This window comes from Vibrio pomeroyi (assembly GCF_024347595.1).
GTDB classification, from domain to species: Bacteria; Pseudomonadota; Gammaproteobacteria; order Enterobacterales; family Vibrionaceae; genus Vibrio; species Vibrio pomeroyi.
Window position 1 is genome coordinate 640,051 of record NZ_AP025506.1, and the last position, 16,323, is coordinate 656,373.

At 45.7% G+C, this 16,323-nt stretch carries 14 protein-coding genes; all 14 read left to right on the plus strand.

Going from position 1 to position 16,323, the window contains the following annotated elements:
- Positions 1-96: 96 nt before the first annotated feature.
- The 14 genes from rodZ (at position 97) to urtD (ending at position 16,322) form a co-directional block, all read left to right on the plus strand.
- Positions 97-1,047: a cytoskeleton protein RodZ gene (gene rodZ / locus OCV12_RS02825; protein ID WP_261885296.1), complete on the plus strand. Its 951-nt coding sequence runs from the start codon at positions 97-99 to the stop codon at positions 1,045-1,047.
- A 7-nt stretch (positions 1,048-1,054) separates the two neighbouring features.
- Entirely contained in the window at positions 1,055-2,176 is a 1,122-nt protein-coding gene (gene ispG, locus OCV12_RS02830; RefSeq protein WP_017629859.1) for a flavodoxin-dependent (E)-4-hydroxy-3-methylbut-2-enyl-diphosphate synthase, read from the plus strand.
- A gap of 70 nt (positions 2,177-2,246) precedes the next feature.
- On the plus strand, positions 2,247-3,515 hold the full coding sequence (gene hisS, locus OCV12_RS02835; protein WP_017062514.1) for a histidine--tRNA ligase: 1,269 nt from the start codon (positions 2,247-2,249) through the stop codon (positions 3,513-3,515).
- 80 nt (positions 3,516-3,595) lie between these two features.
- Complete coding sequence (locus tag OCV12_RS02840) at positions 3,596-4,210, plus strand: YfgM family protein (RefSeq protein ID WP_017062513.1); 615 nt, start codon at positions 3,596-3,598, stop codon at positions 4,208-4,210.
- Between the two features lie 10 nt (positions 4,211-4,220).
- Positions 4,221-5,381 carry an outer membrane protein assembly factor BamB gene (bamB, locus tag OCV12_RS02845; protein WP_261885297.1) on the plus strand — a complete coding sequence of 387 codons (1,161 nt, stop codon included), beginning with the start codon at positions 4,221-4,223 and terminating at the stop codon, positions 5,379-5,381.
- Between the two features lie 158 nt (positions 5,382-5,539).
- Positions 5,540-7,021 carry a ribosome biogenesis GTPase Der gene (gene der, locus OCV12_RS02850; protein WP_017629857.1) on the plus strand — a complete coding sequence of 494 codons (1,482 nt, stop codon included), beginning with the start codon at positions 5,540-5,542 and terminating at the stop codon, positions 7,019-7,021.
- 133 nt (positions 7,022-7,154) lie between these two features.
- Positions 7,155-8,057, plus strand: a complete 903-nt coding sequence (locus tag OCV12_RS02855) for an alanyl-tRNA editing protein (RefSeq protein ID WP_261885298.1) — start codon at positions 7,155-7,157, stop codon at positions 8,055-8,057.
- Positions 8,058-8,346: 289 nt separating this feature from the next.
- Positions 8,347-9,348, plus strand: a complete 1,002-nt coding sequence (locus tag OCV12_RS02860) for a sensor domain-containing diguanylate cyclase (RefSeq protein ID WP_261885299.1) — start codon at positions 8,347-8,349, stop codon at positions 9,346-9,348.
- A 36-nt stretch (positions 9,349-9,384) separates the two neighbouring features.
- The gene (locus tag OCV12_RS02865; protein WP_261885300.1) at positions 9,385-9,612 is read left to right on the plus strand and encodes a zinc ribbon domain-containing protein; all 228 of its coding nucleotides are present in this window, start codon (positions 9,385-9,387) and stop codon (positions 9,610-9,612) included.
- A gap of 140 nt (positions 9,613-9,752) precedes the next feature.
- On the plus strand, positions 9,753-10,766 hold the full coding sequence (locus tag OCV12_RS02870) for an IS110 family RNA-guided transposase (protein ID WP_261884832.1): 1,014 nt from the start codon (positions 9,753-9,755) through the stop codon (positions 10,764-10,766).
- A gap of 458 nt (positions 10,767-11,224) precedes the next feature.
- Positions 11,225-12,511 carry an urea ABC transporter substrate-binding protein gene (gene urtA, locus OCV12_RS02875; RefSeq protein WP_017629853.1) on the plus strand — a complete coding sequence of 429 codons (1,287 nt, stop codon included), beginning with the start codon at positions 11,225-11,227 and terminating at the stop codon, positions 12,509-12,511.
- 160 nt (positions 12,512-12,671) lie between these two features.
- On the plus strand, positions 12,672-14,300 hold the full coding sequence (urtB, locus tag OCV12_RS02880) for an urea ABC transporter permease subunit UrtB (RefSeq protein ID WP_261885301.1): 1,629 nt from the start codon (positions 12,672-12,674) through the stop codon (positions 14,298-14,300).
- A 10-nt stretch (positions 14,301-14,310) separates the two neighbouring features.
- The gene (gene urtC, locus OCV12_RS02885) at positions 14,311-15,483 is read left to right on the plus strand and encodes an urea ABC transporter permease subunit UrtC (RefSeq protein ID WP_261885302.1); all 1,173 of its coding nucleotides are present in this window, start codon (positions 14,311-14,313) and stop codon (positions 15,481-15,483) included.
- Positions 15,480-16,322 carry an urea ABC transporter ATP-binding protein UrtD gene (gene urtD, locus OCV12_RS02890; RefSeq protein WP_076650850.1) on the plus strand — a complete coding sequence of 281 codons (843 nt, stop codon included), beginning with the start codon at positions 15,480-15,482 and terminating at the stop codon, positions 16,320-16,322. The genes urtC and urtD overlap by 4 nt, the downstream gene beginning before the upstream one ends.
- The last annotated feature ends 1 nt before the right edge of the window (position 16,323 follow it).

Here is a 16,323-nt window from a genome sequence, read left to right on the forward strand (position 1 = left end):
AAAAATTCCACATAAAGTGGGTTGTTAGATTGAGCTTAAACGACAATAAAAACCGCTCTCGTCAACCTGCGATAATACTTTAGAAGTTCACTCTCTATGAACACAGAACACGAAACACAAACGCAAGAAACGATTTCTCCTGCTTTAGAAGCGGGAACGCTGCTTAAGAACAAGCGCGAATCTCTTGGTTTAACGCAAAAGCAGATTTCAGACCGCCTGAAACTTCGTATTACGTTGATCCAGCAAATTGAAGAAAACCAATTCGAATCAGACCAAGTCGCAACGTTCATGCGTGGCTACATTCGTTCATACGCGAAATACGTCAATCTTGATGAAAAAGTGGTACTGAACGCGCTTCATCATGCTGGTGATGCTCAACATCAAGAACAAGAAATGCTGAGCTTCTCTCGTAAAACAAAAACCGAGAAGCACAACAGCCGCATTATGATCCTTACTTGGAGCATTTTTGCTGTGATTGCTGGCATCTCTTCACTTTGGTGGTGGCAGAACCAACAACAAGACACGCTATCTCAATCTCTCGTGAATACTGAAAGCTCAGAAGAGCTCACAGTAGAAGAGTCTCTTGATCCTGAGTTTGCTTCTTTAGAAGTGATTGAAGCGGAACAAAACGACGCTGCTGCTTCTGTTATCGAAGACACTGAAGGCCTTACTGCAATCAGTGACGCGGCAGACACTTCAGAGGCTTTAACGCAAGCTGATGAGACTGACGCACAATCAGCAACAGAAACCGCAGCTGTAGTTGCTGCTGAGCCAGAGGTGGTTGAAGCAAGTACTGCTCCTGAAGCTGTAGCGAACGAGTTAGTGATGCAGTTCTCTGCTGATTGCTGGATCCAAGTAAAAGATGCAACAGGCAAAACCTTGTCGACTGGCATCAAAAAAGCAGGTCAGTCATTAAATCTATCAGGAACTGCGCCATATAAAGTGATTCTAGGTGCGCCAGAGGGCGTATCAATGACATTTGCAAGTGAACCTGTCGACCTTTCTGGGTATACTTCAGGCAAAGTAGCCAGAATAACCTTACCTTAGAGTTAATATGCAACACGAATCTCCTATTATTCGTCGCAAATCAACCCGTATTTATGTGGGTGATGTGCCGATCGGTGATGGTGCACCAATTGCTGTGCAATCCATGACCAACACAAGAACAACAGATGTAGCCGCGACCGTTGCTCAAATCCGAGCTTTGGAAAAAGTTGGCGCTGATATCGTTCGCGTATCTGTACCGACTATGGATGCCGCTGAAGCCTTTAAGCTAATCAAGCAGCAGGTTTCTGTTCCATTGGTTGCTGACATTCACTTCGACTACCGTATTGCTCTTAAAGTGGCAGAGTACGGCGTTGACTGTCTGCGTATCAACCCAGGTAACATCGGTAACGAAAGCCGTATCCGCTCAGTTGTTGATTGTGCACGCGATATGAATATTCCGATTCGTATTGGTGTTAACGGTGGTTCTCTTGAAAAAGAGATCCAAGAGAAATACACAGAACCTACAGCAGAAGCACTTGTTGAATCTGCAATGCGTCACGTAGATATCCTAGACCGTCTGAACTTTGATCAATTTAAAGTCAGCGTTAAGGCTTCTGATGTATTCCTAGCCGTCGGTTCTTACCGTTTGCTGGCTAAGCAGATTGATCAGCCGCTTCACCTTGGTATTACCGAAGCGGGTGGTGCACGTGCTGGTGCAGTTAAGTCTTCGGTTGGTTTAGGTATGCTTCTTTCTGAAGGTATCGGCGATACGCTACGTATCTCGCTAGCCGCTGATCCTGTTGAAGAGATCAAAGTTGGCTTTGATATTCTTAAATCTTTGCGCATTCGCTCGCGTGGTATCAACTTCATTGCGTGCCCGAGCTGTTCACGTCAAGAGTTCGATGTTATTAACACCGTTAATGCCCTTGAAGAGCGCCTAGAAGACGTTATCACCCCTATGGATGTATCAATCATCGGTTGTGTGGTTAACGGCCCTGGTGAAGCTGAAGTGTCTCACTTAGGTTTAGCGGGTAGTGCACGTAAGAGTGCCTTCTACGAAGACGGTAAGCGTCAGAAAGAGCGTTTTGACAACGATGACCTTGTCGACAAGCTTGAAGCGAAGATCCGAGCAAAAGCGTCAGTGCTTGATAAAGCAAATCGCATTGATGTAGAAAACTTAGAAGATTAATACAACGCGATGGGGTGTGATTGTCTATTCGCACTAACACCTGGTCGTGAGAAATTACGGAATAAATACTGTGGCTAAAAATATCCAAGCAATTCGAGGCATGAACGACTGCCTTCCAACTCAATCACCACTGTGGCAGAAAGTAGAAAGCGCAGTTAAAAACGTGGTGAGTGCATACGGTTACAACGAAGTACGTATGCCTATCGTTGAAGAAACGAACCTATTTAGCCGTGCGGTTGGTGAAGAGACTGACGTTGTTTCTAAAGAAATGTACACCTTTGATGACCGTAATGGCGATAGCCTAACGCTGCGTCCAGAAGGCACAGCAGGTTGTGTACGTTCATGTATTCAAAACAGCCTTATCAACCGTGATGAACAGCGCCTATGGTACATGGGTCCAATGTTCCGTCACGAGCGTCCTCAAAAAGGTCGTTACCGTCAATTCCACCAATGTGGTGTGGAAGTGTTTGGCCTAGACGGTCCAGACGTAGACGCAGAACTTATCATGATGACAGCACGTCTATGGCGTGAGCTAGGTATCGATAAGCACGTTCGCCTAGAGCTGAACTCAATCGGTTCTCAAGAAGATCGCGTAAGCTACCGCACTGCGTTAGTGGCATTCCTTGAGCAACACATCGATGTGCTAGATGAAGACTGTAAACGTCGCATGCACACCAACCCGCTTCGTGTACTAGATACTAAGAACCCAGATGTTCAAGCTATCTTAGGTGACGCACCTCGACTATCTGAATATTTAGGTGAAGAATCGAAGCAACATTTTGCTGGTTTGTGTGAACTTCTTGACGCAGTTGGTATCGAATACCAAGTTAATGAACGTCTAGTACGTGGCCTAGATTACTACAACCGCACTGTATTTGAGTGGATCACTGACAGCCTTGGTGCACAAGGTACAGTATGTGGCGGTGGCCGTTACGATGGTCTTGTTGAGCAACTAGGCGGCAAAGCGACCAATGCGGTTGGTTTCGCAATGGGTCTAGAGCGTCTGGTTCTGATGATGGAAACGCTAGAGCTAACAGAAGTTCGCCGTAGCGTTGATGTTTACGTAGTTGCTGCTGGCGAAGGTACTATGATCGCGGGCATGCAGTTAGCGAATCAATTACGCGACACCGTTGAAGGCGTGCGTGTAATGAACCACTTCGGTGGTGGTAACTTCAAGAAGCAATTCAAACGTGCTGACAAAGTAGGTGCTGTTGTAGCGCTTGTACTTGGTGAGAACGAAGTTGCTGACAATACAGTAGTGCTAAAAGATTTGGTTGGCGGCGAGCAAGAAACCGTGTCTCAAACGGAAGTTGCAGAAAAAGTTGCTGCGCTAATCTAATTAGCCCTTGAGCAAACGCTCATAATGAATACTAACGTCAGCACTATGCTGGCGTTTAAAGAATTTAAAGAGGACAGGAAGTGGAACTTTACGATAGCGAAGAGCAACAGGTTGAAGCCATTAAAGATTGGTGGAAAGAGAACGGTAAAGCCGTAATCTTTGGTGCGGTTATTGGTTTAGGTGGTCTATTTGGCTGGCGCTATTACCAAGATTCAGTAGTTGAAGCGCGTGAAGCAGCTTCAGAAAGCTACACTTCTGTAATTTCAGCTCTTGATGTTAAGGGCGTTGATGCTCAATCTGATATTCAAGCTTTCATCGACGCAAACAAAGACGCTGAGTACTCAGTACTTGCAGCTATGCAACTAGCAAAAGTACAAGTACAAGCGGGTGATCTTGCGGCGGCACTTGAACAGCTAGAGTGGGCAAAATCGGCAACTAAGGACGCGGCACTTGCGCCACTACTTACTTACCGTGTTGCACGCATCAAAGCTGAGCAAGGTGAATTTGACGCAGCATTGACTGACCTTGCGGCAATGACAGACGAATCTTGGAAAGGCCGTGTTGCTGAACTGCGCGGTGATATTTCACTTCGTAAAGGCGACACTGACGCAGCATACAGTGCTTACACAGAAGCACAGCAAGCTGTTGATGCTAGCCAAACGCTTCAAATCAAACTTGACGACCTAGCTAAATAAGGCGCTTTGAATGAAGAAGATGTTTCCAAAAGCGGCGTTATGTGCGATTGCTCTTGGCCTACTAGCTGGCTGTGCAGGTGAAGAAGACACCGTAATCATGGCTCCAGTACCAACAGTAAACAGCGAGTTCACTCCTAAACAGGAATGGTCTACGTCGGTTGGTGATGGTGTTGGCCACTACTTTTCAAAGCTAACGCCTGAATTGGCTTACGACAAAGTGTTTGTTGCAAGCCGTGAAGGTCTCGTTAAGGCGCTTGATCCTGAAACAGGTAAAGAGCTATGGAAAGTGGATCTTGAGAAAGAAGTACTGGCTCGTTTGTCTGGTGGCTTAACCGCTGCTTACGGCAAGGTGTTTGTTGGTTCTGAAAATGGCGAAGTGATCGCGATGGACGAATCGACAGGTGAAGAACTGTGGCGTGTATCAGTGAACGGTGAGGTGCTTGCATCCCCTGCGACTGAAAGCAACATGGTACTGATTCACACCAGTCGCGGCATGATGATCGCATTAGACCAAGAAAGCGGCGAACAGAAGTGGACAATCAGCACCGAAGTTCCAAGCCTAACACTGCGTGGCGACAGCACACCTGTTGCGGTTTCTGGCGGTGTATTCTGGGGCACGGCAAATGGTCGTCTAGCAGCTGCCATCGTGGACCGTGGTCAACTGATTTGGCAACAGCCAGTAGGCACGCCAAAAGGTGCTACGGAAATTGATCGCTTGGTTGATGTTGATGCATCACCAGTTGTTCTTGGCGGCACACTGTATACCGTAGGTATCAATGGTCAGCTTATCGCTATCGATCTTCGTTCTGGTAAGCCAGTTTGGAAGCGTAACTACTCGTCTGCGATTGATTTAGCAAGTGACGGTAGTCGCTTGTTCGTTGTTACCGACAAAGACCATGTGGTTGCGGTTGATGCGCGTAGCGGTACTGAACTTTGGAGCACTCCATTGCTAGAAAACCGCTTACTGACAGCACCTGCTATTATTAATGGTTATGTAGTCGTGGGTGACACCGAAGGTTATCTGCACTGGTTAGATCGTTCATCGGGTGAGTTTGTTGCTCAACAGCTCGTCGATGATAGCGGCTTTGCGGTTGCACCAATTGAACTGCCTGAAGGCTACTTAGTGACGACTCGCAATGGCGATGTAAAGAAACTGACGATTAGCCAATAAAAGCGTGATATAATTCACAGTCGGCTCCTGGTTGGTAACAGCCAGGAGCCGTTTTGTTGTTAAAAATTAATAAACCGTGTGGTTATAGGTAAGAGTTTAAACTTGCGAACAAGTGCTTACCTATAACTACATTTAGAGAAGAAATTGTAGAGGTTGTTATGGTACCTGTTGTTGCTCTAGTAGGGCGTCCGAACGTAGGTAAATCTACGTTATTTAACCGATTGACTCGAACTCGTGATGCATTGGTTGCGGATTTCCCTGGCTTAACGCGTGACCGTAAATACGGCCATGCTCATTTTAGCGAGCATGACTTTATTGTTATTGACACTGGCGGTATCGACGGTACTGAAGAAGGTGTTGAAACTAAAATGGCTGAACAGTCGCTAGCGGCGATTGATGAAGCTGATGTTGTTCTATTTATGGTAGATGGCCGTGCTGGTCTAACACCATCTGACGTTGCGATTGCTAAGCACCTTCGTCAGCTAGAAAAGCCTTCAATGTTAGTAGTAAACAAGGTTGACGGTATCGACCCTGATGCTGCAAGTGCTGACTTCTGGCAACTAGGCGTAGAAGACATGTATCAAATCGCAGCTGCACACGGTCGTGGTGTAACAGCGCTGATTGATCTTGCTCTTAACCCGTTCGCAGAAGCATTAAAAGCGGAAAATGGCGAAGTAAGCGATTTAACTGAGTTTGAAGACGAAGAAGAAGAGCAGGTTGAATTTACAGAAGAAGAAGCTGAAGAAGAATTCAAGCGTCTTCAAGATCAACCAATCAAGCTAGCGATCATTGGTCGTCCTAACGTAGGTAAATCAACACTAACTAACCGTATTCTTGGTGAAGAGCGTGTGGTTGTTTACGATATGCCTGGTACGACGCGTGACTCTATCTACATCCCAATGCAGCGTGACGAGCGTGAATACGTTCTTATTGATACTGCGGGTGTTCGTCGTCGTAAGAACATCAACGAAACAGTAGAGAAGTTCTCAGTAGTTAAAACACTGAAAGCGATTGAAGATGCGAACGTTGTATTGCTACTTATCGATGCTCGTGAAAACATCTCTGATCAAGATCTAAGCTTGTTAGGCTTTGCGTTGAACGCAGGTCGTTCAATCGTGATTGCGGTAAACAAGTGGGATGGCCTAGATAACGACGTTAAAGAGCGCGTTAAGAAAGAGCTAGATCGTCGTTTAGGTTTCGTTGATTTCGCACGTATTCACTTTATCTCTGCACTTCACGGTACAGGTGTTGGTCACTTGTTTGAGTCTGTTCAAGAAGCTTACAAGTCAGCGACGACTCGTGTTGGTACTTCTGTTCTAACTCGTATCATGAAAATGGCAACTGATGATCACCAACCGCCTATGGTTCGTGGCCGTCGTGTGAAACTGAAATACGCGCACGCTGGTGGCTATAACCCACCGATTATCGTTATCCACGGTAACCAAGTACGTAACTTGCCAGATTCATACAAACGATTCTTGATGAACTACTACCGTCGTTCACTAGAGATTATGGGTACACCAATTCGCATTCAATTCCAGAACAGCGAGAACCCATTTGAAGCTAAGACTAACAAGCTGACAATCTCTCAAGAGCGCAAACGTAAGCGTATGATGAGCATGGTTAAAGGCCGTAAATAGTCCTTTCCAATAGATTTGATACCCGAGCCTGTCTCGGGTATTTTTTTAAGCAAAATTCACGTTAATCCATAACGGCACATTTTTGTTTCGCTGTGGCTTAACGAATCAGACTAGATTCCAAAAGAAGAACGATATGACCACTAGCGATTTGATTACACAAGCTGAAGCAATCACGCCAACCATTACTCAATTCTGTCATCAAGCGTGGCAACTGACGGCGAAAGCGTTGTATGTAGAAAGTGACAGCAATAAAACCTACCTGATCACTGATGTGACGCCTTTTCACCCAGTAAGTCATATTTGGCCTGATCATCCGGCAGACCAAGGTTTTGTGACTGTTGGTGACGTTCAACATCCAGTGGAAGAGTGCCTTGTCGGTGCAATAGAACAATCTACTGGCAAGCTTCATATCGCAGCAGATATTCCTGTTAAGCGTGATACGGAAGGTTGGGCGTTTGTGGTAGTCCACCAACTACCTGTATCTGCTTCTATGATTAATGTTAACGACGAAGTGGTGTTGTCGGTAGATAAAGAGTATCAAGCAAGCTTGAGTCGTGGTCACAGTGCGGGTCACATTGCTTTCTTAGCGTTGAATAAAGTATTGGCTGAGAGCTACTGGCGCAAAGATGCCGACAGAAAGGATCCGCTCGGCAGTTACGACTTTAATAGCTACGCACAAGTGACCAGCTTTGTGACTCCTGAGCTATGTACTGATAAGTATCGTTTGGGTAAAACTCTGAAGAAGCGCGGCTTGAACGTTGCAGATATGCTTGCAAACCTTGAAGGTATCGAAGCTGATATTAATCAGATGATTTCAGGCTGGCTCGCACAATCGACTCCAGTGGTGATGAGACTGGAAGGTGAGGCACTCACTGACTCTCGTTATTGGGAATGGCAACTGGATGCTGAGACGCTGGTGTCGATTCCGTGTGGTGGCACTCACATCGATAACACCTCAGAGCTTAATGCATTATCGGTCAAATTAACCCAGTTAGATGACCAACACATTGAAATGCTGACGCATGTAATTCGATGATTTAGGTTACAGATCGAAATGACTTGTGCTGTTTATTTTGTTTTTGGATGTCACTTTTAATATAAATGACTATTTAAAATTGAAATGCAGCACATGTAACTTATGCTTTCGGTGTGTGGTGATATAAATATTCTTTTTGGGGTAGATCGCTGATCAAAATAGATAAAGCGAAAGATCAACCTATGATCTTCGGTTGTGTGTGGTACTAACTTAGTGTGTTATTATTAACCAATAACAAGCTTGCATAAGAACAGGCTGTACCCAATTACACAATTGAAAGCTTTAGTGAATGGAACAACAATTTTTATTAGAAGGCCACCGAGCAGTCAATAGTTTGCTTCGGAAGCTTGCCCTTGGGATGGATCGCAAGGACTTAAACCATAAGATCATTCAGCTTACTGAACAGCTTTTTGGTCAGCGTATGGCTTCAATCTTACTGCTCAACTCCGAGTCAAATACTCTGCATCTTGAATATGCCCCGAACCTACCGGATTTTTATAATCAACAGATAGAAGGGGTAGGCATTGGTGCTGGGATTGGTTCTTGTGGTGAGGCGGCGGCGCTTAAAAAAGCCGTTATGATCTCCAATATTAATACTCACCCCAATTGGGCACCTTTCTTAGCCTTAACGAATCAAGCCAATCTTCATGCGTGTTGGTCAGTGCCAATCATCTCTTCACATGGTCATGTATTAGGTACCTTCGCGATTTACAGCCAATATGTTTCTGAACCTCATGAGTTTGAACTAGAGATCTTAGAGCTGTTAGCGTCTCTGTATTCAGTCGCACTGGAAAAGTATGAGTTAGAGAATCAACTCAACTTCTTTGCCAACCGCGACTCTTTGACACACAGTTTGAATCGTCGAGCCTTATTGAGAGAAGCCGAGCAAGTGTTAACCAAGCGCTGTTTTGGACAAAAGGTGATGGTGTGCTTGTTTGTTGATGTCGATAAATTCAAATCAATCAACGACACCTATGGTCATAGCTTTGGTGATGATGTGCTGTTAGCGGTTGCCAAAGTGCTTGATGAGGCGACAACAGCCTGTGCCAAGATAGGGCGTTATGGTGGTGATGAGTTTGTGGTGTTCTCTTGCTTTGACGATCAAGAAAGCGTGCTTAACTTTTATCTAAGCTTAGAAAGAACCTTGGAACAGGCTCTTTATATCAACGATACTCAATTTGCGGTCAGTGTAGGGCTTTCTTACGAAAAAGATCCTGAGTCGTTAGAAGCTTTGATCGCACAAGCTGATAAGAACATGTACCAAATCAAGCAAGCTAAGTCTCAGCAGTAGTAGATTGTAAAAATAGTAGTGAATTAGGAAATGCTAATGAGTGAAAATATCTGCCCTAAGTGCCAGTCAGAGCTAGGCTGGGATGGTAAGTATCACTGTGAAAGTTGTCGGGCTCATTTTACCAAAGTTGGGTTCTGCCCAGAGTGCAACAGTCAGTTAGAGAAGCTTCAAGCCTGTGGTGCTGCGAGCTATTTTTGTAATGGTGACTGTAACGAGCTTAAATCTAAGTCGAGAGTAAAATTCGAATTCCAACCTGCGGGCTAGCTTGAAAGCGAGAAGGTTCAGTATCGAAATCTATACTATTTAATAGAGGCCTAATACCTATGTATTGGGCTTAATTATATGGTCCGCCTCACTCTCAAGCCCTTAAGCTTAGAGTAGGCTCTCAGAATGAGGTGAACCATATGTCTTCTATTCATATTTTAGGTATCGACCTAGGTAAACATTGCTTCCATGCTATCGCACATAACCGTTGTGGAGTGGAGGTGCTTCGTCGTAAATTTAATCGTAACCAACTCTTAATCTTTCTTAGTAAAATAGAACCAACAACTATTGCTTTCGAAGCCTGTGGCGGTGCTCATTGGCTTGCTCGAAAGTGTAGTGAGTTTGGTCATCAACCCCGACTTATTCCTCCTCAGTATGTAAAGCCTTATGTCAAAGGCAATAAAAACGATTTCATCGATGCTTCAGCGATCGCAGAGGCTGCGGGTCGACCGACCATGAGGTTTGTAGCTGTAAAAAGTGAAGAGGCTCAAGTCATCGCAGCGATTCATCGAGTCAGAGATAGTTATATCAAGGAGAGAACTGCCACTATGTCGCGGATCGGCGCGATCTTACTTGAGTTCGGCCTTAGCTTTCCCAAAGGGCATGCAAAGATGAAGTCTCTGTTTCAATGGTTAGCTGAACAAACCGTCTCATTACCAAAAAGCTTGCTATGTGAATTGATATCTATCCACGAACATTACAAGTACCTTAATGAACAAATCAAAACTCAAGATAACAAGCTTCAAACTATTGTTAATAACAATGAAAGTGCTCAATTATTAAAAACTATCCCTGGAATTGGCGATCTTACCTCCACATTGTGTATAGCCGATGTAAGCTCTCCGAATAACTTTACCAATGGCCGTGAGATGGCGGCTTGGTTGGGGCTTGTGCCAAGGCAATTCTCAACGGGAGGAAAGACCAAACTACTTGGTATGAGTAAACGAGGGAATAAACACCTCAGAACTCTGTTTGTCCATGGGGCAAGGGCTGTACTCTCTAGACTAGAGACGACAGGGAAAGTGTTCGGAGAGTGGCTTGCGAACCTACGAGCCACCAAACCATTTAATGTAGTGGTAGTCGCATTAGCCAACAAGCTAGTGAGGATAGCTTGGGCGGTGTTATACCACCGCCAAGCTTTTAAGGCTGTTTAGCTATAACCAAGTTTGCAACGCCAATGAACGTGATGACAAAAACGGTCAATCGGCCAGATTAAGAACCTGACACAAAAAATAGCAATCAATGCTTTGGGCTTTTTAAGGGTAATCTGGCGCGGATATCATCGTGGAGCTGGGAAGCTAGTGCTCCCAACAAGGACTCCGAATACATTAGCGCAAACCAACTCCGTTATTACTTAATTGTAGTTGCAATAACGGGGCGGACCATACATTTTTGTATCCATTGTGCGGTTGTGTCTCATCTTGGTTCATTCTTATCGTCGCTGCACCAGTATGAAACATAGTTACATGATTGCTATGCACGCTATTGGTGTGAATGGTTTTTTAGTTCCATTAATACAATGGCTTATAATTTTGATGGTTAATTTTTAAGTTTGGCACTCTTCTTGTAACTCTGTAATTGAATAACAAAAATACAATTATGGAGTACTATCATGAACAAGGTGTTCAATTTATCGCTAGCTGCACTGTGTACAACACTTTCATTTTCTTCTGCATCTGTGCTTGCGGCTGACGAGACCATCAAGGTCGGCGTTCTACATTCACTGTCCGGCACCATGGCGATCAGTGAAACCACGCTAAAAGATACCGTGCTAATGCTCATCGAAGAGCAGAACAAAAAGGGCGGCTTGCTGGGTAAAAAGCTAGAGCCTGTGGTTGTTGACCCTGCATCAAACTGGCCGCTATTTGCAGAAAAAGCCCGTGAGCTGATCGAAAAAGAGAAGGTCGATGTGGTCTTCGGTGGTTGGACATCGGTATCGCGCAAATCGATGCTGCCAGTATTTGAAGAGCTTAACAGCATCCTTTTTTACCCAGTTCAGTATGAAGGTGAAGAGTCTTCGAAAAACGTTTTCTACACCGGTGCTGCGCCAAACCAACAAGCAATTCCTGCTGTGGATTACTTGATGGAAGAGCTTGAAGTTGAACGTTGGGTACTCGCGGGTACCGATTACGTTTACCCACGCACGACCAACAAGATCCTTGAAGCCTACCTAAAAGATAAAGGTGTCGCAGAAGAAGACATCATGATCAACTACACGCCATTTGGTCACTCTGATTGGCAGTCTATCGTTTCAGACATCAAAAAATTCGGTGAAGCAGGCAAGAAAACCGCAGTGGTTTCTACTGTGAACGGCGATGCGAACGTCCCTTTCTACAAAGAGCTTGGCGCACAAGGCATTTCATCTGAAGACATCCCGGTAATTGCATTCTCTGTTGGTGAAGAAGAACTGTCAGGTATGGATACTGAACCACTGGTTGGTCACCTAGCGGCTTGGAACTACTTCATGAGTGTTGATACCGAAGCCAATGAAGAGTTCGTTGAAACATGGCAGTCATTCATCAAGAGTGAAAAGCGTGTCACCAACGACCCAATGGAAGCGCACTATGTTGGCTTCAACATGTGGGCGCAAGCAGTAACCAACGCGGGCACAACCGATCCTGAATCTGTACAAGATGCCTTGATTGGCGTGTCTGTTCCTAACCTTTCTGGCGGCTACTCCACCATGCTGCCAAACCACCACATCACTAAACCTGTTCTGATCGGTGAAATCCAAGACGATGGTCAATTCGATATCGTTTGGGAAACCACGGGCCTTGTTGCGGGTGACGCTTGGTCTAGTTACCTACCTGAATCAGCGAAGTTGTTCTCTAGTTGGTCTAAGCCATTCTCATGTGGTGCGTTTAACGTCGAAACCAAGAAGTGTTCTGGCGGTAACTAGATCGTTAACTTAGGAACATTGAGCCTTCTTGTTTGGGAAGAACGCCTCTGTTTAAGAGGTGAAGTAAACGGAAGGCTCATCGTTTCAACTAACAATAATTCTCCACATGTCCACTAAGCAAAAATAACAATATCTAGCTAGGTGGATTAAGGAAGCAGGGATGAAAAACGTATTGAACGTATTTAAGGCGCTATTGCTTATGGCAGTCAGTGCTCAGTTGGCTTTTGCTGGAATAACGGATGAAGCTAGCTTTACCAAGGCGCTAGTTGGTAAGAAAACATCGGATAAAGAGTTGGCTATCGATTGGGTTATTGAGACACAAGCGGAAGACGTGTCGAAACCTATTTTGGATGGCTGGTTAAACGGAAATCTCTATTACTTTAATGACAAACAAAGCGAGCAATATAAACAGCTCTACCTGATTCAAAGCATTAAAACGGCAACCACAGCTCAATCGGTGTGGGATGAATCAAGTCTCAGTATCGAGAATGCTAGACAGTTCAAAAAAGTTCGCGTGAATAACAAGCTTCGCGGGATCTTGCGTGGAGAAATTGCCTCGATTGGCCTGAACAGTAGTAACCCAGACGTGCGTTATAAAGCGGTTGTGGATCTGCTCGGTACCAAAGATTCTGACATTATCGATCGTTTAGCTGTACTCAGAACCAGTGAATCAGAGGGCAAAGTCGCTGAGTTGATGGACTTGTCGTTAGCCATTTTCATCTCTCTTGATAAGAGTGCCACGATTGACGATCGTGTGGCTTCGATTGACCGAGTCGGTGACTTCAAACATTCAGTGGTACTCAAAACCTTGAATCAATTGCTCAACAGCGAACAAGACCCAAAAGTCTTGGCGGCAGCAGAGCGCGCGATGGACGATTATCAACAGAGCCAAGCTCTTTACTCGGGCGTTGAGACCGTGTTCTTTGGCTTGAGTTTAGGTTCGGTATTGGTGTTGGCAGGAATTGGCTTAGCGATCACTTTTGGCGTAATGGGCGTGATTAACATGGCTCATGGTGAGTTGATCATGATTGGCGCATACACCACCTATGTATTGCAATTGTTAATGCCGAATCATATCGGTTTAGCGCTGATACTTTCCATTCCAGCGGCATTTATTGTGTCTGGTTTGGTCGGTATTGCGATAGAGCGCAGCGTGATTCGTCATCTTTACGGTCGCCCATTGGAAACCTTACTTGCGACCTTCGGTATCAGCTTGATCTTGCAACAAGCCGTTCGCTCTATTTTCTCGCCACTTAACCGCTCAGTGAGCACGCCTGAATGGATGTCTGGCGCATTGCAATTGAACCCAATGTTGTCTCTGACCTACAACCGACTTTATATCATCTTGTTTTGTGGCTTGGTGTTTATGGGCTTGTTGATGGTTCTGAAAAAGACACCGCTAGGTTTGCAGGTTCGTGCGGTTTCTCAAAACCGTGGCATGGCGCGCGCGATGGGTATTCGTTCTGAACGTGTTGATGCGATGACCTTTGGTTTAGGTTCTGGCGTTGCAGGTGTCGCGGGTGTGGCGCTGTCTCAATTGACTAACGTTGGACCGAATATGGGACAGGCGTACATCATCGATTCTTTCATGGTGGTGGTGTTCGGCGGAGTTGGCAACTTGTGGGGAACATTAGTCGCAGGTCTGAGTCTTGGTTTGTTCAATAAGATCTTAGAGCCATGGGCTGGCGCAGTACTCGCCAAGATTCTAGTACTGGTTTTCATCATTCTATTTATTCAAAAACGCCCACGCGGATTGTTCCCGCAACGTGGTCGTGCGGCTGAAGGTTAAGGACAACATCATGCAGTCTAAATCATTTGTACTTTCGGCGATGCGTGGTGATAAAGGTGGGCAACTGACCATCCTTGCCATTCTTGCGGCCGTGATTCTTATTCCACTGGCTAATACCATGTTGCCAAGTGGGCACCCGCTTCATGTTGAGACTTTCACTATCTCACTGATGGGCAAATACCTGAGCTACGCAATGTTGGCGTTGGCGCTCGATCTTGTATGGGGCTATCTCGGAATACTGAGCCTAGGCCATGGCGCTTTCTTCGCGCTTGGCGGTTATGCCATGGGCATGTACTTGATGCGTCAGATTGGTGAGCGTGGGGTTTATGGGGATCCAATCTTGCCTGACTTTATGGTGTTCCTTGATTGGTCGGCGTTGCCGTGGTTTTGGCAGGGCTTCGATCAGTTCTGGTTTGCTTGTCTGATGGTGGTGTTGGTGCCGGGTGCATTGGCTTATTTGTTCGGTTATTTGGCTTTCCGTTCTCGCGTGTCTGGTGTTTACCTCTCTATCATGACTCAGGCGTTAACTTACGCATTGATGCTGGCGTTTTTCCGCAACGAGATGGGCTTTGGTGGTAACAATGGACTGACGGATTTCAAAGACATCATCGGCCTGAGTTTGCAGAGTGATGCGGTCAAGATAGGTCTGTTTGTCGCGACGGGTATTTCACTCATTCTCAGCTACATTGCGTGTCGCATGGTAGTGACCAGTCGATTAGGTCGTGTGGCACTGGCGATTCGTGATACCGAGTCTCGAACTCGCTTTATGGGTTACGACGTCGATGGCATTAAGCTATGGGTCTTCGTTTTGTCTGCGGTTATCGCGGGTATTGCTGGTGCTTTATATGTTCCTCAAGTTGGCATCATCAACCCGGGAGAGTTTGCACCGCTTAACTCGATTGAGATTGTGGTTTGGGTTGCCTTGGGCGGTCGTGCCACTCTGTTTGGTGCCATCGTTGGTGCGCTGATCATCAACTACGCCAAGAGCTGGTTTACCGTTGAATTCCCTGAGGTGTGGTTATTTGCTCTCGGTGGTCTATTCGTTCTTTCAACTATGTACTTTCCACAAGGTGTGATTGGCTTTGTCAGTGAAAAGTGGCAACAGTTACGCAAGGCATCGAACTCAAAAGGCGAAGGACAAGATGAGGATGATCAACATAAAGGCAAGGAGGCAATCGCATGACCACATTTAACAGCGTAAAGGAATCGGTTCAGGCGTTCACTCGTCGAGACGAAGTTTTTGATTACCTTAAACCCGATGTTCATCCTGCCATCGATACCCGCCACAACGTGTTGTTGTACGTGGAAGGCGTCAATAAAAGCTTCGATGGTTTCCAAGCGATAAATGATCTCAATCTCTATATCAAAGAGGGCGAACTGCGCTGCATCATTGGCCCGAATGGCGCAGGTAAAACGACCATGATGGACATCATCACCGGGAAGACTAAACCAGATACTGGCGAAGTGTGGCTAGGTTCGAACATCAATCTACTCAAGATGAACGAAGCTGAAATTGCTAATGCAGGTGTTGGACGTAAGTTCCAAAAGCCGACCGTGATTGAATGTTTAACCGTGTGGCAGAACCTTGAATTAGCCATGGCAGGTGATCGCTCGGTGTGGGCGACTTTCACAGCCGTGATGTCTGGTGAGCAAAAAGACAAACTGACCTCGGTACTTGAGCTTATTCACCTCAAAGACGAAGCGGCAAACTTGGCGGGCAATCTGTCTCACGGACAAAAGCAGTGGTTAGAAATCGGTATGTTACTGATGCAAAACCCTAAGCTGTTGCTAGTCGATGAACCCGTTGCAGGTATGACTCACCAAGAGATGGATCGGACTTCTGAGTTATTGAACTCATTGGCGGGTAAGCACTCAGTGGTTGTGGTTGAACACGATATGGATTTCGTTCGTTCGATTGCTAGCCATGTCACCGTGCTTCATCAAGGTCACGTGTTGGCAGAAGGCACCATGGACCAAGTGCAGGCTCACCCTGAAGTTAAACAAGTTTATCTCGGAGAATAGG